Source organism: Candidatus Rickettsia barbarica, from assembly GCF_041477405.1.
GTDB classification, from domain to species: Bacteria; Pseudomonadota; Alphaproteobacteria; order Rickettsiales; family Rickettsiaceae; genus Rickettsia; species Rickettsia rickettsii.
Window position 1 is genome coordinate 36,165 of sequence record NZ_JBEWYL010000002.1, and the last position, 20,521, is coordinate 56,685.

Genomic DNA, 20,521 nt, shown 5'->3' on the forward strand with positions numbered 1-20,521 from the left:
AACTAATGAGTTTTTTAAGGAAGAAAAGTTTTGAATCAGTAAAAGAGATAGGCAGTTCAAGCGGTCTTAGCAAGACACTTGGAGCATTCGATTTAATATTACTGGGTCTTGGTGCGATGATTGGCACAGGCGTATTCGTCGTTACCGGTATAATTGCTGCTAAATATTCAGGACCTGCGGTAATGTTATCTTATGCGATTGCAGGTATTACCTGTATCTTTGTAGCGCTTGTTTATACTGAACTTGCTGCAATGCTTCCGACATCAGGAAGTATTTACACTTATTCCTATGTAGCATTTGGCGAAGTATTTGCTTGGATGATCAGTAGTGTTATAATATTAGAACTTGGTGTTGCTGCAGGAATAGTAGCTGCAGGCTGGTCGGGCTACGTACAAGGAATACTAGCAGCAGGTGGAATCAATTTACCGAAAGAATTAACTACTGTACCGACAAACGGCGGTATAATAAATTTACCGGCATTTTTAATCTCGGGATTTATTGGATTTATGTTATATTTAGGTACTAAAGATAGTAAGAGACTAAATGCAATTTTAGTTTTCATAAAAATGACTGCAATATTTGTATTTATACTCGCTGCTGCCCCTCATTTTGATGCTACTAACTGGAGTAATTTTATGCCTTTCGGTTTTAGTAATGTTTTAGTAGGTGCGTCTATTTTATTCTTAGCTTTTACGGGTTTTGGAACGATTGCAACCGCAGCTGAGGAGTGTAAAAACCCAAAACGCGATATAATGATCGGTATTATTGGCTCACTTGTTCTAACTACTATAGTTTATGTAACAATGGCAGGGCTTGTTACCGGTATTGCACCTTTTGATCAGTTAAATAACGATCAACCACTTGCTTATGCTTTAACTATCAATAATAGCAAGATCGGCTCTGCTATTGTTGCAACCGGAGCAGTTTGCGGTATGATGACGGTGTTGATGATGAATATTTACGGTACTTCTCGTATTTTTTATGCTATTGCACGTGACGGTTTACTACCGAAAAGTTTTGCAAAGCTGCACCCAAAATATGATAGTCCGTATATTACGATTATAATATTTGCTTCTTTAGCCGCTATCCTTGGAGGATTTTGTTCTACGGAATTATTAACGCAATTAACTTCAATGGGAGCTCTTATTGATTATATAACCGTTACAATAATAGTGGTATTATTTAGGGTCACGCTACCTGATGCTCAAAGACCTTTTAGATGTCCTTTAGTATTTATTATCGTACCGTTTATTTTAATTGCTTGTGCATATTTACTATTTATTCAAATATATGACGGTGAATTTAATCTATTAACCGCAGGTCGTGTATTAATATATTGGTTTATTACAATATTTGTTTTATATATTATAAGATCGTTTTTTATGCAAAAAGAGCAGAATTAAGAGGGGGATATCCGTCATTGCGAGCGAACGTAGAGAGCATGGCAATCTCATGAAGTAGTACAAAATTCCTGAGATTGCCAAGTCAAGGCTTTGCCTCTCTTCGCAATGACGAGTTAGTAGTATCCACGCAACAAAACAAACTTAACCAAATGACTGAAAAACTGCAACCACTCCGAGGAATGAAAGATCTCTTGCCGGATGATTATAAAGTGCACGACTATATAATTAACAAAGCAAGAGATGTTGGAGTATTGTACGGCTATAAACAAATGAGTACTCCTATTGTGGAGTATACTAAAGTCTTTAACCGTTCGATGGGTGAAAGCTCTGACGTAATCAGCAAAGAAATCTATAGTTTTTTAGATAAAAGCAATGATTTCGTAGCATTACGCCCTGAATTTACAGCATGTATTATAAGAAGCCTCATCTCAAACAGATTACAATATAAATTACCATTAAAGTTTTTCGCTACCGGTCCTGTTTTTCGTTATGATAGACCGCAAGCAGGGCGTCAAAGACAATTTCACCAACTAAATTATGAGTATATCGGTGCTAAAGGAGCAATTACTGATGCTGATACTTTGAAGTTAGCTGTTGATATATTAAAAGCACTCGAAATAGAGCAGGATACTACCTTAGAGCTTAACTCTCTTGGATGTAATGAATCAAGAAGCGTTTATCAGCAAAAATTAGTAGAATATCTAAATGATTTTAAAGAGCAATTATCAGAAGAAAGCAAAATAAGGTTATCCAAAAATCCAATACGGATACTTGATTCTAAAAGTGAGACTGATCAGAAAATAATAGCAAATGCACCGGTTTTATCTGAATATTACACTGATGAATCCAAAGAATATTTTGAGGAGTTAATACAGTATCTAGATATTTTAGGTGTGAAATATAGCATAAATCCACGCTTGGTTAGAGGGCTTGATTATTATTGCCATACTGCTTTTGAATTCACTACAAAAAAGTTAGGGAGCCAATCTACTATTCTAGCTGGTGGACGTTATGACGGGCTTGCTAAAATCATGGGTAATAACGATGATGTGTTGGCTATCGGTTTTGCTGCCGGTATTGAGCGAATTGCTTTAATGCGGGAATATAATATATCTGAAGTTAAGCCGGTATTTGTATTACCTATAGGCAAAAATAATATTTGCTATGCTTTAGAAATTGTAGATAAATTGCGAACAGAAAATATTGCTATTATCATAGAATCTCTAGGTAAAATAGCTAAAAGAATGCAACGCATTTTTAATGAAAATGCTCAATTTATTATTTTTATAGGTGACGAAGAGCAGGCGAATAATAACTTAAAAATTAAAGACTTAAAAAAAGCAGAAGAATATATAGTAGATTTTGCAAAAGCTCTTGAGCTATTGAAGAAATAAGATTTTTTATTGTTATACCGTGAACCTTCCATGGTATCCATCAAAACTAACTTTAAGTAATAAGCATTTATGACTCTTGCCACAAGCTCGGCATTGCCCGCATGGCTCTTATGTTATACCTGCATAGGTCTTGTTGTGTGGATACTGAAGGTCGTCATTGCAAGGAAAAACTGTAAGTTTTGACGAAACAATCCAGTAAAAATTTTGATTTACAGAATTTTTTTATTATTGTTTTGGACTGTCACGCAGTCTACGACTGCTCGCAATGACAGGGCGGTATCTATGCAACAACGCCTTCGCTGGAATGACATATAAAACGAGCCATGCAACAAGATCTGCAGTTGTTCACAATGGCGATTAGGTGTCTATACAATAACACCATTTAACCACGACATCTAAAAATATGATTATTATAAAAGATTTAGCCATGAGTTATGGTACAATACTATTTACCGATGTAAATTTGCATATTAAAAACAATAAATGATATGGTGTAGTAAGTGCCAACGGAGCAGGTCAAACAACTTTTTTCAAAGTCTTAACTAAGGAGGAAGAAGAGCCAGTTTTCGGTGAGATTAACATACCAAAAAACTCCAAAATAGGTTGTTTAAAACAAGATCAGTTTCTTTAATGACGGTTATACTGCTGAAATTTTTGTAGCTAGCTTGCTTGTAGGTCTTGGAATAGTCAAAAAATACCATTATGAGCCGCTTTCTGCGTTGTCAGAAGGTTATAAACTTTCGTGTATTACTCGTACAAAGTCTATTTAATAATCCCGATATTTTACTACTCGATGAACCGACACACCATCTTGATATAGAGTCAAGAGAAGCTCTTAAAAAATCGCTAATTGATTTTGATGGTACGGTATAATATTAGTAACGTACGATCGGAATTATTGCTCTTTCCCATAGGAAAAAGATTGTTGATTTTAAAGGTAAATTAAAATCAACAATCTTTATGATGATTATATTGAGAAATACGGCAACGATTATTTAAGTGCTACTACAAAATTATCTTAAGTTTTAGGTATTGCTCATGAAATATAGATATCGTCATTGCGAGCAGCCATAGGCTGCGTAGCAATCTCGTCAAATATCCTGAGATTGTTTCGTCAATTGCTATGCAATTTCCTCGCAATGACAATAAAAATCGAGTCATACAACAAAGCAGAATCTTAAAGTTAATCACTCCACATTATAAAACTCCAAATGATGACCGCTAATAAACTTTTTTATTTCAGCATGGTTACCATACTCATCAACATTTAATAATAACCCTTGTTCATTAAAATATAATATATTCGTAAATAATCAGTCATCACAGTCCCACTTAGCTTTAAAAGCATTTTCTTTAATAAGTTTAACTCCGGTTACTCCGTGTTTGTGATATATTATTCCTTTTTTTAAAGCAGAAACAAAAGAGGTAACTTTACTTTTATCAAAGGTGTTATAGATTTTTTTAGACATTGTACCGTAACAATCAAATCCTCTATATTTGCCAAGAAATTTATCTGTACCTTTTGTTACTTCCTGATTATCAATTTTAATTTGACCTTCTTTAGGAATATTCCAAGAATTATTATTGCAGTTGGTAATCTTGTGAGTGGCTAGATAAAATTCATGTTTCTTTTTTAGTTGATAATATTGATGGATTTTTTTGTATAATATTGAAGGGTTAATTGTTCTAAGTTTTCTATTGGCTTATTATCGGGGGAATAGCTTGCAATAATCCCTTCTTGTTTTTTTGACTTCATTTACTTGCATATTCTTGTACTTTTTTAGGTTATTATTTAATAAGGCGGTAACTACAAGGCGGTAACTACTCCAATTTCTAAAGTGTTTTCATTGCAAGAATCATTTTGCAGAGCATTTTCAACATTTTGGAAAATCTTTTTAGATTTTTCAGAAGTTAATTTAGTCTCGTTATCTGCTATTAAACCGGTATTAACGGTGTTAAGAACCTTTGTTTTTTCATTGGATATTAGAGTATTATTTTGAGGTAACGTATAATTTGGGTCCACGTAACTCCGAAGTTTTATAATAGCCTTTTTATACAAATTTATTTGATGCTCAGGTATCTTATTTAAAAGATCAGAAGCCGTTTTAAATTGCTTACTACATAGGGCAAGTGAAAATGCTAGAAGTATGTTGTTTGGGGTATCACTAATTGCTTTTAGTTTTGCGGTTAATATTGATTGCTGGTTTTTGTTAATTTTTTTATTGGAAATGCTGTTATAAAAAGCCATGTATTCATAGCCATCATATATTGATGAATAGAAAGGAACTAAGGTATTTGTTTTATTATATCTAACGTCTTATAAGAAATTTCATATGGATTAGTTAACATTTCTAGAATGTATTGTATATATTCTACCGGTACATATTGTATTAAGTCATTAGTTTTATCACATTTGCCTTATATTCTATAATTAGACCATAAATGATAGGCTGTTGTTGGATGTGTAGGTAGAAGCACAAAAGCATGTTTATAACATTTAGTGGACATATCATAGTTCCCGGTTTCTTCATAAACACGCCCTGTTCTATAATACCACTGGGCTAAAACCTGATTTTCAGTGTGAGTATTTAACGAAAAAATAGATTCTTCAAGTAAAGCTTTGACCCCTTCAAAATTTTTATTTTCCATTAATAAATCAGAGAATTGACCTGACAAATCTAAGTTAGATTTTATATACGGTACTAGTGCTTGGGTAATTTTAAGCTTAGATTCCGGTTCAATAAGCTTTAGTACGGGGAGTAGATATTCTGCACATTTGCTATATTGTTCAACTTCTTTTGCAAAGTAATTAAAATATAGATTTATTGCTGCAATTATACATTTAAATATCTCTTTAGCAGCTTCATTGTGTCTATTTAATATACTACATTGAAAGGCAAGACTCATTATTTGAATTTTGGTTAGCGTATCAGGTGGTATAGAAATGATTTTATCCGGCATCCATTTTATGAGTTCACCATCTAATTGATATTCAAAAAAGCCTGGTATTATTTCATAATTTTTTAACAATTCATGATTTGTGTAACTTTCATATGGATAATTAGGCATTAATTTATGTATTAGTGAATGCTTAATTTCTGTAACTTTCTTGCTACTTACTGTAGATTTTTCACTATTTAAATGTCCAAATATATAATGCATTACTTCTATAGCGGCACCAACAGTTGGTATAGATGAAAAGTTTTTATCCATTTCTACTACATCAAGATCGGAAAAGTTTTTTCTAAAATTTCTTATGTTACTTTCTGATAATATATTGAGGGTGTTATAAACCGTGATAATATCAAGCTTAAAAGTAATTGAAGGTTCTGCATTGTTCATGAATATAATTTAGTATTAGTTGGGCTTAAGAACTGCTACAATGTGATAGGAAAGGTTTAAAATTTTACATAGAATTATTATTAAAAACTTACAGTGTATGAACTTTTTATTACTGGATTCCTGCTTCTAGCTAGGAATGACATCGAGAGGCTCAATTAACTCACAAAGCAATTCTTTCTAAGGAATGTCTATTCAAACCCAAATCCAGTAAAATATTTATGCAAATATCCGGTATCATGACCTATCATTTTAACTTTATCATAATAATAAGGTGATTCAGATTCACGATATATAGTTGTGCCGTCATCCATATAGTAAATAGAATAAGATGGAAGGCCATAAGGTCTAAAAAAAGTGTCTTTACTTATAACTTTAGGAGCTTTATCGGATTTTTGTATATTTTCTGATTTCAGCATATTAATTTTATTAATAAATGATTGTTTTATTAATATATAATTTTTATATATTATCACATTATAATAGCTATCTACAGAACCTAGAAATTCAGATTTATCAATTGCAGTATTATATTCATAAGGATATTCTAAATATTTTTGCAATTTTAAAGTATTTTTTTGAAACAATGGGTAATTATTTGATTGTTTGTGCTTTGATAAATTGAAATATTTTCTTGCCAAGCATTTCTTATCTTGAACATTATTAAAAGCTTTGATTTTTGAATATCTGTCTTGTTGTTTTTCTTGTAAAAAATAATCTTCATAGTCCTTATAATTCTTTGGAGGATTTAATATAAATCTAGCATATTGTTCTAACTGAAAGTTAGTTAACCAAGTAAATATAGAATATAAATTTGCTCTATAGTCCGAAGAAAAAATAACAGCAACTTTTGATTGCTTTATCTCTTCTCTTTGCTCTCTCAATAACGTTATTAGATCATATAAATAACTCTTTATTAAAATGTTTTTTATTTTCGTGAGTTTGAATGATTATATCATCAAACAGCTCAGTTTCTAATGCATCTGAGGTAAATAATTGTTTGTATTTTGTATTTATTAAGCTATGGAACAAAAGCTATAGATTCAAGTTTTTTAAATATTGAATTAATTTATGTGCAACTTTAGATTAAATTTAAGAGCGGTATTTTATACGAAAAATTGACAAGAGTCAAGAGAGATTAAATTAATGGTTTAAAAATATGTGTCACCTCGTGATTTATTCACAGAATCCAGTTAAAAATACTAATATTATTAGTATTTTTAGTTATTTGCTGGATACTGTGGTCAAGCCACGGTATGACACTGAAGTGTTTTTCAAAAGCCATACTAAATTGATGACTAAAATTTTTCACATAACCTAATGACAAAAATAAAATATGAATATATTATTTAATTTTAGAATAATTTAAATAATATCTATTCAATGAGTGCAGATACTAATATTAGTGATGGTTTAGAAGTCATTACGCAAGATCATTTATCGATTTTTTCTTTAATAAGTTCCTCTGACATTATCGGTAAGTCAGTTATGCTGATGTTGCTTATTGCCTCTATTTGGTCATGGGCTATTATTTTGGATAAAATATTTAAGCTAGTGCAAGTGCAGAAAAGCATGCGGGCATTTGAAAATGTGTTTTGGTCCGGTGGAGTATTAGAACAATTATATGAAAGCATAAAGAGGTCGGTTAATAATCCGTTAGCTTTAATTTTTGTCTCAGCTATGGATGAGTGTAAAAGCTTAAGCACTAAAGGGCTTTCTGAAGGCTTAAAAAACAACCATAAAGAGCGTATAACGGGTGCAATGTACTTAGCTCAAAATAGGGAAGTCGAAAAGCTCGAGAAAAATTTAAGCTTCTTGGCAACTGTTGGATCAAGTGCTCCTTTCGTAGGTTTATTCGGTACCGTTTGGGGGATTATGCATAGCTTCCAATCGATTGCTACTTCAAAAAATACTTCTCTTGCCGTAGTAGCTCCCGGAATTGCTGAGGCGTTACTTGCAACTGCGATAGGCTTATTTGCAGCTATTCCGGCAGTAATTTTTTATAATTATCTGATTTCCCGTATTACTCTTATCAATAATAAGATTGAAGATTTTATTAGTGAGTTAAACTCTATACTTTCTAAGGCAATTGATCAGGAGAAAATGTAATGGCTATAAAGCTTGCCGGAAGTAATAGAAAAAGTAAAAGAGCGGTAGTTAGCGAAATTAACGTTACGCCGCTTGTTGACGTGATGCTTGTGCTATTAATTATTTTTATGATTACTTCTCCAATGCTTGTGTCAGGAGTAAACGTGGATTTGCCTGAGACAAATTCAAGCCCGATGTCAGGTCAGGATGAGCCTTTGGTTATTACAATCAATAATAAAGGCAAAATTTTCTTACTTGAAATTCCAATAGAAAGAATGCATTTAACCGACAAGCTTGCAAATATCACTAAAGAAAAAAAGGATGCTAGAATTTTTGTAAGAGGCGATAGAAATGTTTCTTATGGGCAGGTAGTAGAGATAGTTGCCGAAATTCATGCTGCCGGCTTTTCTCGTGTAGCTCTTATTTCAAATATTAAAAATAATGAAAAGTAATCAAAATAAGGATAATTTTACGGTTTTCCTTAGCTTCTCTATTGTTCTGCACTTACTTCTTTTATATTTTTTTCTATTCGGTATGCCGTCACTTTTTGAAAAATTACCGGAAGAGCAAACTATAACTTTTGAAATGTTACCTGTTATCGATAAATCAAATATTATCACTCAGACAAAGCAAAAAGAAGCCCCTATAGAAAACGAAGACGCTAAAAAATCTGAGCAGAGTAAGCCAAAAGAAGAACTGCAAGATTTGTCTAAAGAAGAAAAAGCAAAAGAGCCTGAGGCTAAAACAATGGAAGCAAAGCCTAAAATAGAAGAGAAAAAACCTATAGAAGAACCAAAGTCTGAAGAAGCAAAAGAAGCGTTACCTGAGAAGAAAGAAGAAGTAAAGGAAGAAAAACCTAAAGAAGAAGAAAAAAAACAAGCAGAAGAAAAGAAGAAGCTCGAAGAAAAGAAAGAGGAAACGAAACCGGCTGAGAAACCTAAAGATGTGAAGAAAAAAGAGCCTAAAACCGATGAGCTTGATTCTTTGCTGAAGCATTTAGAGCAATCTTCAGAAGGGGATAATGTCAAATCCAATAAGCATCAAAGGTCAAAAAAAGCTGATAATGCACAAGAAGCTAAAGGGGTTTATACGGATGGGCTGCCTCTTTCCGATAGTGAAACATCTTTGATAAAAAGACAGATTGAAAGACATTGGAGTAATGTACCGGCAGGAGTTAGAGGTAATAATAAGGTAAAAGTCATTATTAGTATTACGCTAGATAAAGCAGGTAATATTGAGCAGGCAAAGGTTAACAAAAAAATCTGTCCTAATATTCCGGCTAGTGTTTGTGAAGCTTTGGCAGATAATGCAATTAGAGCGGTATGGCAAGCAAGCCCTATCGAAAACCTTGACTCTGCACGCTTTAACCATTGGAAAGAGATTAATTTTAGCTTTGATCCAAGTAAATTGTAGGTTGTGGGCATTGCCTGCGTGGATACCACCCCGTCATTACGAGCAGTCGTAGACTGCATGGCAATCTCATGAAATAATAACAAACTCCTGAGATTGCTTCATCAATTATTTCATAATTTCCTCGCAATGACTATTTTCGAGCCACGTAGGCAAGCCTTTCGCAGGAATGACATTAAGAACCATGCAATAATTAAAAAATATTATTCATCATGTTCGTGGTGATCACTGATTAATTCAAGCCCCATATCTTTTGGCTCATTATTGAAACAACAGTAGCAGCAATAACCAAACAAGAATAATAAGGTTGCTTCCATTAAAAATAGGGTCAAAGCAGCATTACTAGAGCTTGCTAACTCATATTCTGAAGGTAATAAATCTGTAGGGATGTCTTTGTTCATAACACTTAGTTATTATGTTCACTATTTGTAAATAAAAAAACGCTATAACTTTGTCTATTAAAATTACATTTATTGCACAAAGTTTTAAGAGCAGGATAAGTAAATAATAATACATGGCATAAATTTAGACCGAAATGAACTATCACAGAGCATAAATATTTTGCCTGTTTTATAATATGTATAACCATAGAAAAAACCGCATATAGTGCTTAAAGCTATATATTCTGCCTTGAAAATATGTAATCCCAAATATTAAAGATGCTATAATAACAGCTAAAATCTGCTGTTCTGGTAAAAGATTTTGTAATGTTCTTTTTAAAAAACCCTCGAAAGAATACTTCCTAAGCCATACAGACGAAAAAGAAATATTGTTGTAATGAGAAAAACGTAGGTGATAGAGTTAAGAATGACATATAAACCTTTGTAAAAAACTATTTTTAATATATAGTTATTTTTTAGCATTAAAAATAGAAAATTTATTAAATATAGAGATTTTTAATAAATAATAATTGGATTTTAAAAAGAAAATATAAAAGATAATCATCAAAAAAAACAATAAAATAATATATATATTATAATATATATATTATAATATATATATAGGACGATTGTATGAAAGATATAGAATATTGGGAAAAAAATTTTGAAAGCTGTAAATATTCAGATCAATTAATCGAAAGGCTTTTATGTTTAAATACCCAAGTCAAACAACCTATCAATATTAGAGAAGTTCAAAAAGGTATTTATTATGCTCGTAAATATCATGGTGAGCAAATGCGTCAATCAGGTGACCCTTATTATTCTCATCCAATCGCAGTAACGATTATGGTAGCGGAATTTGTAGCAAAAGAAGTGCCTAAACTCTTTACTTTTAGAATGCTACAAGCTGCATTACTTCATGACACTATTGAAGATACTGAACTTACTGAAGCAATAATTAGCAATATTTTTGATGAAGAAGTAGCAAGGCATGTAGTAGGTCTAACTAGAATTAAACCTTGGGGCAAAATAAGTAGCGAGAAAAGTCTTATTTTATTAATTAAACAAAAAAGATACGATACTGCTCTTATAAAACTTTTTGATAGAATACATAATTTACAAACTTTGGAAGCAAAATCGCCTGAAAAAGCTCATAAAATAATTAAAGAGACATTAAAAAGCTTTTTAGTGTTAAGTGAAATACTTGAAATACCTTCAGTTTCAGAGCTTATATATGCTGAATGTTATAAAAATAATTTAAAATTTAATATAAATTCTACTTTTAATAAAATTATAAATTTCGATTCGTTTCCATTTTCTCAAAATAAGTTACTCCCATAAAAAAAGTTATACCTATTGGAATGAAAATTAAAAATAATCCCCAATATCCTAGATAATTGGTAATATAAACTAAACCAAATGACGTTATAATATAAGTAAATAATTTTGCTATTGCACTTAGCATACTAGTATATGTAAATCTCTTAAAAACCGGAAAATATTTATAAAATATAGGAGCTGCTGGTACGTGATCAAATACGAATAATGCAGCTAAACATTGAAAAATAAAAATATATAAATGAGTAGGGTTATAATTTAACATTATAGGAAAAAAAATGAGAGAGGTAAAAAATAGATATAATTTTACCTTTAGGATTTTTAAAGGATGGATTTTATAGCTAATAAATGCAAGACCGATAATACCGAGTAAATCTATTATAGATACCCAAAAATTTTGATTTATAATTTGATTTGGAGTAAATCCACATTCTCTTTTTAATATATCACCGCAATATATATATACGAAATAAAAACACGGTGGTCTAGCACACTGGATAAAGAAATACCAAATAGAAGTGGTGTTTGGAACTTTTTGATCTAGAATATCTTTGTCAACTTCTTCAAGCATAATATTATTTTCTTGAAGTCTTAGTTTTAATTGGTTTTTTTTATTTGAAAATGCCTCTGCTTCTTTTAAACTAGTCCTTGCAATAGTACCTACAAAAGCGATAGTTGCACCAACGAAAAAGGCTATACGCCAACTTGACTCATGGTGATAAATATTTTGATTAGTAAAAATTGATGCAATACCTAGTGCTACCGTAGTGCCTACGGCAGAAAATACGGTTATAATTGTTACTAATGGATATTGTATAGGAGGAGATGAATTTTCGGTTAAGTACAGCTCTGCACCGCGTGCTTCTGCAGTTGCTGACATACCTTGAATTATACGACATATAGTAAGAACCCAAGAGGCTGTTATACCTATCTGTGCATATGTTGGCATGCTGCCTATAATCACACAAGTAATAGCCATTAATAGGGTAGTTAAAACAACTACAATCTTACGTCCAAAATGATCGCCTATATACCCAAATATTAATGCTCCTATAGGTCTTAGCAAATAGGTAGAACAGAAAGAAAAGGCAGTAAGCAACGAAAAAGTGAAAGGATCATATTCCGGAAAAAATAAATTATTTAAAAGTATCGCCATATGCACATAAAGCATAAGGTCAAAATACTCTAGAAATGTACCTATAGAAAGTAATCCGACTGCTTGTTTTTGTTCTGTATTTAAACTTCTTTGTTCTTTTTCGTAGCCTAACATAACCTTTGTATATTAATTAGATTACAAAATAAGTTATACTGCTTTTGATTCAAAGTCAATAAAGGATTACGAATTTTTAATAAATATTGCAAATATTTAGGTTTCGTAAAGTTATCTAACTTAAACTTTTCAAATTATCTATTTTTCTCTGAAAGCTTTAAATGCACTATCAGTAACGGGATCAAGTAAATATCTAAATAGTGTTCTAGTACCTGTTACGATTTGTACCTCAGCTTGCATACCGGGGTGTAATTCAAGATTTTTAACTTTAGCAACTTTGTTAAATTCATTCATATCGATTTCAACTCTTGCAACATAATAATTATCTTGCTGTTGTCCTGGATACTGTCTTTCATCTTGTACGATATCGGGAGATATGCTTACTACTTTACCGGTAAATGTTGGAGTTGTTCTTGATTTAAATGCACTGAAACGTATTTTTGCAACTAATCCTTCATGTACTGAGTCAATATTTTTTTGAGATACCTTTGCTTCTATTATTAATGGGTCATTAGTTGGCGAAATTTCCATAATAGGTTGTCCGTGACTTATAACACCGCCTATTGTATGATATTTTAAACTATTAACTATACCGTCAACAGGTGATCTGATTATCATACGATTAAGCGAATCCGTTAGGGCATTATATTTTTCTTTAAGAGATGCGGTTTGTACTTGAGCTTCACGAAGCTCTGTTAAAATCCGTTCAGTGTATTTATTTTGTTGATTTGTAATTTTAATTTGAGTTTCGGTAATAGCATGGCGTATTCCTGCTATTTCGGCTTCAATTGTTGCAACATCGCTTTTTGAAGCTGCAACTTTTGCCTCTTGGTCTAATAAGGCTGCTTTTTGTACAAAGCCTTTTTCTTTTAACCTGCTTAAAGCTTTTAAACGGTCTTGATAAACTTCAGCAGTTTTGGAGGCGGCAACTTTTTTTGCTTCTAAACCTTCAATTTTTTTCTCAAGTTGAGCAATATTTTGATGTAATGCATCTTTCTCTGAGTTATATACTTCTTTTCTAGATCTAAATAAATTTTCCTGCGTATGCATTATTTTAGCTACTTCCGGTAAATTGATATCCTGCATTAGAAAATCAGAGAATTCGATTTGTTCTAAATTATCACGTTCGGCAATTAAACGATTTTCAGTTGCTAAAAAATTACGGTACTGACCAAGAATATTTTTATGTTCGCTTTTTATTCTAGTTTCTTCAAGCTCTATTAATTTATCGCCTTCTTTGACTTTATCACCTTGCTTCACATAAATAGCATTGATTATTCCGCCTTCATGATGTTGAATCGTTTTTTTATTTGTGCTTGGCATTACGATACCGACAGCTACAGCACCACTATCAAGTGGAGCAAGAGCCGACCATAATCCACCTATTAATACTAAAAAGATCATAACATAAATACCGAAAAGTATAGGTGATCTTGCAGCTTGGGTTACGTTATTACGATCTTTATCGGTTTTCTTGGTAATAAAATTAACAAACCTATCAAGTTTTACTAATAAGAATTCTATAGCATGAGAGGTTTTCTTTAATGTAGTATTTATTAAAGCTTTACGTTTAGAACGTTGATCTTTAAGATTTAATGCATCTTCTCTTAAGGACAATAATTGTTTTAATTGTTCCGGAGTAATTTGAGGTTTATTGTGTTTTAAGTCCTGCATAATATTTAATCATTATTATATTTAGTCAGTATTGTTTGTATTTTGCGTCATTGCGAGGACATGATGTAGTAATTGACGAAGCAATCTCGATAGAAGTCATGAGATTGCCACGCTCACTAAAGTGCCCTCACAATGATGATTTGGAAGCCATGCAACAATGCCAATCAAGTCACGATATGACACTTTAGTTATTAATATGAATTGTACCGTTTTTTGAAGTTTTAAAGTGTTTTTGAATCTCTTCTGCCGTTCCGTAAACTGCAACGGCTCCATCCTGTAATATTAGAATTTTATCAACAACGGATAATACGGATGGTCTATGTGAAATTACAAGAACTGCTATTCCTTTAAGTTTTGCTTGTTTTAAGGCACTTGCAAGGGCCACTTCACCTGCCTCATCTAAATTAGCATTAGGCTCATCTAAAATGACGAGTTTTGGATTACCGTAAAAAGCTCTAGCAAGCCCGATACGCTGTCTTTGACCACCTGATAGATTAGAGCCTGCAGGACCGATATCAGAATCATAACCGTCAGGGAATCTTAATATCATTTCATGAGCTCCGGCTATTTTAGCTGCTGCAATAACTTTTTGCGGATTGGCATCTTCTTCCATTCTAGCTATATTTTGTTTAATACTACCGCTAAAAAGTTCTATTCCTTGAGGAAGATAGCCGACATGTCTACCGAAATCTTCTCTATTCCAACGATAAATTTCAGCACCATCTAAACGTACGGAACCTGATGATTCTTTCCATACCCCGACTATGATTTTAGCTAAAGTTGATTTTCCTGTAGCCGAAGGACCGATAATTGCTAAAACTTCGCCCGGTTGTACTGCAAAACTAACGCCTTTTAAGATATATTTCGGTACGGGAGGTTGTGGTAAATATTGCGGTATAGGGTGAGCATAATAAATATTTTCAACAGTAAGATGACCATCAACGTTCGGAATTGGCATCGTTTCGTCTCTAGAAGAATAAGTGTTAAATAAATTATTAATGTTTTTGTATGATTTAATAGCACTGCTCATACTTTTCCATAAATCAATAGCATTATCGAAAGGAGCAAGAGCTCTACCGACTATGATAGAACTCATAATCATATTACCGGGAGTCATATCTGCACTGTGAGATTTTACAACAATGTAAGCACCGACTCCGGTAACAGCCATTTGCATTATATTACGGATAAACCTTGAAAAGTTAGAAATAACACCGTTACGATAGCTAGCAACCGATTGCTTATCAAGTGCTAATATGTTAAATGTATGCCAATTTTTTGTAACATTCTTCATCATTCCCATTGCTTCAATTGCTTCTGCATTTCTGTTTGCAATATCGGCTTGTGTCATACCTTTTATTGAAAATTCGGTAGCTTCACCAAGTGTTTTATTAGTAGCTGCAGCGTTAAAGAAAGCGGTTGAAACTATTATAATTGCACCAAAAACGGTAATAAGACCGATATATGGATGAATTGAAAAAATAACCGCAATATAGATAAGGCTCCAAGGGGCATCGAATAAAGTATTAATTCCGGTACTTGTTAGGAATGTTTTGACAGTTTGAAAATCACGTAATAATTGGCTAGAACCCATATTTGCTCGTGTTGCAGCTGCAGAAATTGAAGAAGCAAAAATTACGGGAGCTACTGTTCTATCAAGCCATTCTCCTACCTTTATAAGTGTAAAAGAACGAGCAATTTGTAATAATCCGTAAACAAAATAAATATATGCGATTATTATTGATAAAAATAATAATGTTTGTAGATTACCGCTTCCAAGGACTCTATCAAGAACTTGTAGTGAGTAAAGAGGAGTAATTAACATTAGTAAGTTGATTACAAAAGCAAACCAAAAGACTATCCAAAAAGCTGTTCTACATTCGCCTAATGCTATTACTAGTGGGTTTTTTTTATTTAGATTATTATTTTTATTATCCATATTAGTTTATATTATAAATAATTATTAATTAATTCTTCAGCAATTTGAACACTGTTTAAAGCTGCTCCTTTACGTAAGTTATCACATGTGATCCATAGATTTATCGTATTATCTCTACTTACGTCATTTCTAATTCGGGAGACATATACGGCATCTTCGCCTACCACTTCAACGGGTGAGATATACGCAAGGTAATTATTATTAGAAATTGTAACAATTCCATCGGCATCTTGTAATATTTCTTCGACTTCTTTGGCATCAATTTTGTCGTTAAATTCTATGTTAACCGATATAGAATGACCGATAAATACTGGTACTCTAACAGAAGTAACGCTAGCTTTAAAGTGATTACCTATAAGTTTGTTTAGTTCAGAAGCAATTTTTGCTTCTTCACTTGTATAGCCATCTTTATTTAAATTACCTATATGAGGAAAAAGATTAAATGCAATCTGTTTTAGAAATTTCTTAGGATCATTCTCTCCAAAAACATATTTAGATTTTGTTTGGTTGTAGAGTTCGTCCATTCCTGCTTTACCTGCTCCTGATACTGATTGATAAGTAGATATCACTACTCTTTTAATCTTTATTTCATTATCTAGCGGTTTTAATGCTACTGCAAGCGGAATGACGATACAGTTAGGGTTAGCTATGATATTTTTAGTATTAAACTCTTTAAGTGTTGATAAATTAACCTCAGGTACAATTAACGGCACTTGATTATCAACTCTAAAAAGTGAGGATTTGTCGATAACTACACAATTACTAGCAGTAGCTTTTGGTATAAATTCTTTTGACACTTCTGAACCTGCACAAAAAAAAGCAATATCGATATCGTCAAAATGTAAACTTTTTAAACTATTAATTTGTAGTATTTTTTCTCCAAAGCTTACTTCCCGCCCTAGAGAGCTATCTGAAGCTATAGCATAAACTTTATTAATGGGGAAATTACGCTCAGCTAGAATATTGAGAGTTTCACGCCCTACATTTCCTGTAGCTCCGATTACTGCAATATTGTATTTTTTAGTCATGATTTATTAATCCGATGAGTTTTTTACCTCCGATAATATGGAAATGGAAATGAAAAATAGTTTGTCCCGATTTCTCGCCTTTATTAGTTATTAAACGATAACCGTCTTTATCTAAACCTGCTTCATTTGCTATATCAGAAAGTTTAGCAAAAAAATGTTTTATTTCGTCTATAGAAGCTTTAGAGATAAAATCGGCATAATCTATATATTCGTTTTTAGGTATAACGATAATATGTACAGGTGCTACGGGTGCTATATCTTTGAATGCTAAAATTTGTTCGTCTTCATAAATTATTTCTGCCGGAAGATTTTTACCTATGATTTTTGCAAAAACATTTTCTTTGTTATACATCATTTTATTCCTGTTAAAAGCTTTATTGTATGGCTTAATTTTCCGTCATTGCGAGTAAAAAATGTAAGTTTTGACGAAGCAATCCAGTAAGAAATGCTAAAATTAGCATTTCTTTAATTTTTTCCTGGATTGCCGTGCAGTCTACGACTGCTCGCAATGACGATTTAATATTTATGAAACCACGTTGCTGTTAAACAAGCATACTACGTTTTAGAAATTTTAATTCAGCTTCAATTCTAGAGTTGGCAATTATTATATCTTCTAGTCGGTAATTATTTCTTTTTAAATAAGTTTCTCTAATATCTGAAGCAAAAAAGCCGAAGCCTAATATTAAGACTATCTTAAATATAAACTTTAACTCTTCAATATTAAGCGCCGTAACGATTATATTCGCTATTACGGCAATAGCAACAATTAACCACATTTTATGGTATAATGCCCAAAATATACTTAAAAGAGCTGCTATCCATGAAAAGCCTTCTGCAATAACAATAAAATTATTATTTTTTTGTGTGGAGTTAATGTATATTGCGTATATATTCATTATTTAAGTTTAAAACTTGAAAATTCAAGGGACAATAATTAATTAAATTGGATTAGTCAAGTATACTCGTTTAATTTGGAAAATTGACTACGTTGTTTTGGTAAGTCCTCGAATGCTCACGTATTAATATACGCTCCGCTCCTCGGCTTACAGACTCCTTGCTCTTTTCCAAATTAAACTTCGTCTATTCGTCTACTTAATAGTAATTCTAATAGTACTTAATTAACAACTTAATATCAATAAATTTTATATTATGTCAGATAATTTATCCTTACACGGTACAACAATACTTTGTTTAAAAAAGAACGAAGAAATAATTATAGCAGCAGATGGACAAGTCTCGCATGGTAATACCGTACTAAAATCTACAGCACGAAAACTTCGGACTATAGCAAATAATAAAATTATTGCCGGTTTTGCGGGTTCTACGGCTGACGGTCTTGCGTTATTTGAAAAGCTTGCAGTAAAGATAGAGCAACATAAGCATAATTTACTTAGAAGTGCAGTTGAGCTTGCAAAAGATTGGCGTAGCGATAAATATTTGAGACGTTTGGAAGCAATGATGATTGTTGCTGATCGTAGTCATATATTAATTTTAACCGGTAACGGTGATGTTGTAGAGCCTGAAAATAATGTTGCAGCAATAGGTTCAGGCGGTTTATTTGCGCTATCTGCCGCTCGCGCTCTAATGTCTTACGAGAATAATTTAACTGCTGAAGAAATTGCTTTAAAATCTATGAATATAGCTGCAGATTTGTGTGTATTTTCTAATCATAATATTATAATGGAAAAAGTTGTATGAAAGCTACTAAAACTACTTATAAAAAAGACCCTATGGGGCTTACCCCTTCTCAAATAGTGAATGAACTTAATAGATTTATCGTAGGTCAAGAAAAGGCCAAAAAAGCTGTTGCTATTGCACTTAGAAATCGTTGTCGTCGTAAAAGAGTAGAAGGTAATTTACGTAATGAAATAGTACCGAAAAATATTTTAATGATTGGTTCAACCGGTGTCGGGAAAACGGAAATAGCAAGACGCCTTGCAAAGCTGACTAATTCTCCTTTCTATAAAATTGAAGCAACTAAATTTACCGAAGTCGGATATGTAGGGCGTGATGTAGAATCAATAATTCGTGATTTAGTCGAAATAGCCGTTAATACTGAAAAAACTTTAGCAAAAACGAAAGTAGATATTCATGCCCGTGAAAAAGCGATCGAGAGAATATTAGATAGTTTAGTAGGTAAAACTTCTAGTAGTGAGACTAGAGAAAAGTTCAAAGAAAAAATTTTAAACGGCGAACTTGATGATAAGGAAATTGAAATTAGCGTAGCTGATACTACACCTGTCGGCGGTGGAAGTTTTGAAATACCGGGTATGCCGGGAGCATCTATGGGCGTTCTTAATCTTGGCGATATGATTGGACGAGCCCTTGGCAGTAGTAAGACTAAAACAAAAAAAATGCTAGTTAAAGATGCTATGGCTATTATTATACCTGAAGAATCAGAAAAATTAATAGACCAAGAAAAAATTATTCAGCAAGCTATAAATTTAGCTGAAAATGACGGTATAGTTTTTATTGACGAAATTGATAAAATAGCTTCAACTGGTAGTTCCGGAGCAAAAAATGCCGAAATAAGTAGAGAGGGAGTGCAAAGAGATTTGCTACCTTTGATAGAGGGCACGACGGTTAATACTAAATATGGACCGGTTAAAACCGATCATATATTATTTATTGCTTCCGGTGCTTTTCATATTGCTAAACCTTCTGATTTATTACCGGAGTTACAAGGAAGGTTACCGATTAGAGTAGAATTAAATTCGCTTACCAAAGATGATATGATTAAAATATTGCTTGAACCTGAAACTAGTTTAATAAAACAATATTCGGCGTTAATAGGTACTGAAGACGTACGTCTTGAATTTGCTGCTTCTGCTATTGCAAAGATAGCGGATTATGCGATCACCGTTAATTTAGAAGTCGAAGATATAGGGGCTAGAAGGCTGCATACTATACTTGAGAATTTGCTTGAGGATATAAGCTTTGAAGCTAGCGAAATGAAAGGCAAAAAAATAACTATTGATGATAAATTCGTAGAAAATCAATTATCAAAAATAATAACTAATCTCGACTTAGCTAAGTTTGTTCTATAGTACGTTTTTCAATCAATGGTTAAGGTAAGATTGTTATTTTTCATCATTACGAGGCAATTACGTCAGTAATTGACGAAGCAATCTCAGGAGTTTGTTATTATTTCATGAGATTGCCACGCAGCCTATGTCGGCTCACAATGACGATTTAGTAGTATCCATGCAATAACATCTACAACCTAGCAAAATAGTATTTTAAGAAAAATTTCATGAT

Annotated in this window: 18 protein-coding genes and 3 pseudogenes; 9 read left to right on the forward strand and 12 right to left on the reverse strand. The window is 32.4% G+C overall.

Translation table 11 applies throughout. The features are described from left to right. Positions 1-5 precede the first annotated feature (5 nt). From ABVF33_RS02680 to ABVF33_RS02690, 3 genes and pseudogenes are all read left to right on the forward strand, one after another. Positions 6-1,403, forward strand: coding sequence for an amino acid permease (locus tag ABVF33_RS02680; protein WP_499706171.1), 1,398 nt, complete (start codon positions 6-8; stop codon positions 1,401-1,403). Positions 1,404-1,552: 149 nt separating this feature from the next. Then, a complete protein-coding gene (hisS, locus tag ABVF33_RS02685) occupies positions 1,553-2,797 on the forward strand; it encodes a histidine--tRNA ligase (RefSeq protein WP_499706431.1) in 1,245 nt (414 codons plus the stop codon). A gap of 403 nt (positions 2,798-3,200) precedes the next feature. Continuing rightward, positions 3,201-3,428 (forward strand): annotated as a pseudogene (locus tag ABVF33_RS02690) (ATP-binding cassette domain-containing protein). A gap of 682 nt (positions 3,429-4,110) precedes the next feature. Here ABVF33_RS02690 and ABVF33_RS02695 read toward each other — a convergent pair. From ABVF33_RS02695 to ABVF33_RS02710, 4 genes and pseudogenes are all read right to left on the reverse strand, one after another. Next, positions 4,111-4,553 (reverse strand): annotated as a pseudogene (locus ABVF33_RS02695) (hypothetical protein). Continuing rightward, positions 4,504-5,045, reverse strand: a pseudogene (locus ABVF33_RS02700) (hypothetical protein). Before ABVF33_RS02700 ends, ABVF33_RS02695 begins: the two co-directional pseudogenes overlap by 50 nt. A gap of 170 nt (positions 5,046-5,215) precedes the next feature. After that, positions 5,216-6,139 carry a tetratricopeptide repeat protein gene (locus ABVF33_RS02705; RefSeq protein ID WP_499706172.1) on the reverse strand — a complete coding sequence of 308 codons (924 nt, stop codon included), beginning with the start codon at positions 6,137-6,139 and terminating at the stop codon, positions 5,216-5,218. Positions 6,140-6,327: 188 nt separating this feature from the next. Continuing rightward, positions 6,328-7,020, reverse strand: a complete 693-nt coding sequence (locus ABVF33_RS02710; RefSeq protein WP_499706173.1) for a hypothetical protein — start codon at positions 7,018-7,020, stop codon at positions 6,328-6,330. Positions 7,021-7,519: 499 nt separating this feature from the next. On the opposite strand from ABVF33_RS02710, the gene tolQ reads away from it, so the two are divergent. From tolQ to tolA, 3 genes are read left to right on the forward strand one after another with little or no spacing between them, the layout of a single operon-like run. Next, positions 7,520-8,245: a protein TolQ gene (gene tolQ, locus ABVF33_RS02715; protein ID WP_004996137.1), complete on the forward strand. Its 726-nt coding sequence runs from the start codon at positions 7,520-7,522 to the stop codon at positions 8,243-8,245. After that, positions 8,245-8,676: a protein TolR gene (tolR, locus tag ABVF33_RS02720; RefSeq protein ID WP_499706174.1), complete on the forward strand. Its 432-nt coding sequence runs from the start codon at positions 8,245-8,247 to the stop codon at positions 8,674-8,676. Before tolQ ends, tolR begins: the two co-directional genes overlap by 1 nt. Further along, on the forward strand, positions 8,666-9,637 hold the full coding sequence (tolA, locus tag ABVF33_RS02725; protein WP_499706175.1) for a cell envelope integrity protein TolA: 972 nt from the start codon (positions 8,666-8,668) through the stop codon (positions 9,635-9,637). Before tolR ends, tolA begins: the two co-directional genes overlap by 11 nt. A gap of 200 nt (positions 9,638-9,837) precedes the next feature. Here the strand turns inward: tolA and ABVF33_RS02730 are convergent, their stop codons facing one another. Next, on the reverse strand, positions 9,838-10,035 hold the full coding sequence (locus tag ABVF33_RS02730; RefSeq protein WP_499706176.1) for a hypothetical protein: 198 nt from the start codon (positions 10,033-10,035) through the stop codon (positions 9,838-9,840). 612 nt (positions 10,036-10,647) lie between these two features. Between ABVF33_RS02730 and ABVF33_RS02735 the strand changes: the two genes are divergently transcribed. Next, positions 10,648-11,355: an HD domain-containing protein gene (locus ABVF33_RS02735; RefSeq protein ID WP_499706177.1), complete on the forward strand. Its 708-nt coding sequence runs from the start codon at positions 10,648-10,650 to the stop codon at positions 11,353-11,355. Here the strand turns inward: ABVF33_RS02735 and ABVF33_RS02740 are convergent. From ABVF33_RS02740 to ABVF33_RS02770, 7 genes are all read right to left on the reverse strand, one after another. Further along, positions 11,306-12,622, reverse strand: coding sequence for an MFS transporter (locus tag ABVF33_RS02740; RefSeq protein WP_499706178.1), 1,317 nt, complete (start codon positions 12,620-12,622; stop codon positions 11,306-11,308). The genes ABVF33_RS02735 and ABVF33_RS02740 overlap by 50 nt on opposite strands. A 138-nt stretch (positions 12,623-12,760) precedes the next feature. Beyond that, positions 12,761-14,296 carry an HlyD family type I secretion periplasmic adaptor subunit gene (locus ABVF33_RS02745; RefSeq protein ID WP_499706179.1) on the reverse strand — a complete coding sequence of 512 codons (1,536 nt, stop codon included), beginning with the start codon at positions 14,294-14,296 and terminating at the stop codon, positions 12,761-12,763. Positions 14,297-14,480: 184 nt separating this feature from the next. Next, positions 14,481-16,235: a type I secretion system permease/ATPase gene (locus ABVF33_RS02750; protein ID WP_499706180.1), complete on the reverse strand. Its 1,755-nt coding sequence runs from the start codon at positions 16,233-16,235 to the stop codon at positions 14,481-14,483. Between the two features lie 11 nt (positions 16,236-16,246). Next, positions 16,247-17,263 (reverse strand): aspartate-semialdehyde dehydrogenase, encoded by a 1,017-nt coding sequence (asd, locus tag ABVF33_RS02755; RefSeq protein ID WP_499706181.1) that lies wholly within the window; start codon positions 17,261-17,263, stop codon positions 16,247-16,249. Next, a complete protein-coding gene (locus tag ABVF33_RS02760; RefSeq protein WP_499706432.1) occupies positions 17,256-17,615 on the reverse strand; it encodes an HIT domain-containing protein in 360 nt (119 codons plus the stop codon). The genes asd and ABVF33_RS02760 overlap by 8 nt, the downstream gene beginning before the upstream one ends. Before the next feature lie 190 nt (positions 17,616-17,805). After that, positions 17,806-18,159: a DUF2628 domain-containing protein gene (locus tag ABVF33_RS02765; protein ID WP_499706182.1), complete on the reverse strand. Its 354-nt coding sequence runs from the start codon at positions 18,157-18,159 to the stop codon at positions 17,806-17,808. Between the two features lie 70 nt (positions 18,160-18,229). After that, entirely contained in the window at positions 18,230-18,331 is a 102-nt protein-coding gene (locus ABVF33_RS02770; protein WP_499706183.1) for a palindromic element RPE5 domain-containing protein, read from the reverse strand. A gap of 81 nt (positions 18,332-18,412) precedes the next feature. Here ABVF33_RS02770 and hslV point away from each other — a divergent pair, with 81 nt between their 5' ends. Further along, positions 18,413-18,961: an ATP-dependent protease subunit HslV gene (hslV, locus tag ABVF33_RS02775; RefSeq protein WP_004996101.1), complete on the forward strand. Its 549-nt coding sequence runs from the start codon at positions 18,413-18,415 to the stop codon at positions 18,959-18,961. Further along, positions 18,958-20,310 carry an ATP-dependent protease ATPase subunit HslU gene (hslU, locus tag ABVF33_RS02780; protein ID WP_499706184.1) on the forward strand — a complete coding sequence of 451 codons (1,353 nt, stop codon included), beginning with the start codon at positions 18,958-18,960 and terminating at the stop codon, positions 20,308-20,310. Before hslV ends, hslU begins: the two co-directional genes overlap by 4 nt. The last annotated feature ends 211 nt before the right edge of the window (positions 20,311-20,521 follow it).

Bases quoted from the DNA above. Each gene is read 5' to 3' on its own strand.
- hisS (WP_499706431.1), top strand. From the start codon at position 1,553: ATGACTGAAAAACTGCAACCACTCCGAGGAATGAAAGATCTCTTGCCG.
- tolR (WP_499706174.1), top strand. From the start codon at position 8,245: ATGGCTATAAAGCTTGCCGGAAGTAATAGAAAAAGTAAAAGAGCGGTA.
- hslU (WP_499706184.1), top strand. From the start codon at position 18,958: ATGAAAGCTACTAAAACTACTTATAAAAAAGACCCTATGGGGCTTACC.
- ABVF33_RS02745 (WP_499706179.1), bottom strand. From the start codon at position 14,296: ATGCAGGACTTAAAACACAATAAACCTCAAATTACTCCGGAACAATTA.
- asd (WP_499706181.1), bottom strand. From the start codon at position 17,263: ATGACTAAAAAATACAATATTGCAGTAATCGGAGCTACAGGAAATGTA.
- tolQ (WP_004996137.1), top strand. From the start codon at position 7,520: ATGAGTGCAGATACTAATATTAGTGATGGTTTAGAAGTCATTACGCAA.
- ABVF33_RS02760 (WP_499706432.1), bottom strand. From the start codon at position 17,615: ATGTATAACAAAGAAAATGTTTTTGCAAAAATCATAGGTAAAAATCTT.
- ABVF33_RS02750 (WP_499706180.1), bottom strand. From the start codon at position 16,235: ATGGATAATAAAAATAATAATCTAAATAAAAAAAACCCACTAGTAATA.
- ABVF33_RS02705 (WP_499706172.1), bottom strand. From the start codon at position 6,139: ATGAACAATGCAGAACCTTCAATTACTTTTAAGCTTGATATTATCACG.
- hslV (WP_004996101.1), top strand. From the start codon at position 18,413: ATGTCAGATAATTTATCCTTACACGGTACAACAATACTTTGTTTAAAA.
- ABVF33_RS02730 (WP_499706176.1), bottom strand. From the start codon at position 10,035: ATGAACAAAGACATCCCTACAGATTTATTACCTTCAGAATATGAGTTA.
- ABVF33_RS02735 (WP_499706177.1), top strand. From the start codon at position 10,648: ATGAAAGATATAGAATATTGGGAAAAAAATTTTGAAAGCTGTAAATAT.
- ABVF33_RS02680 (WP_499706171.1), top strand. From the start codon at position 6: ATGAGTTTTTTAAGGAAGAAAAGTTTTGAATCAGTAAAAGAGATAGGC.
- ABVF33_RS02740 (WP_499706178.1), bottom strand. From the start codon at position 12,622: ATGTTAGGCTACGAAAAAGAACAAAGAAGTTTAAATACAGAACAAAAA.
- tolA (WP_499706175.1), top strand. From the start codon at position 8,666: ATGAAAAGTAATCAAAATAAGGATAATTTTACGGTTTTCCTTAGCTTC.
- ABVF33_RS02765 (WP_499706182.1), bottom strand. From the start codon at position 18,159: ATGAATATATACGCAATATACATTAACTCCACACAAAAAAATAATAAT.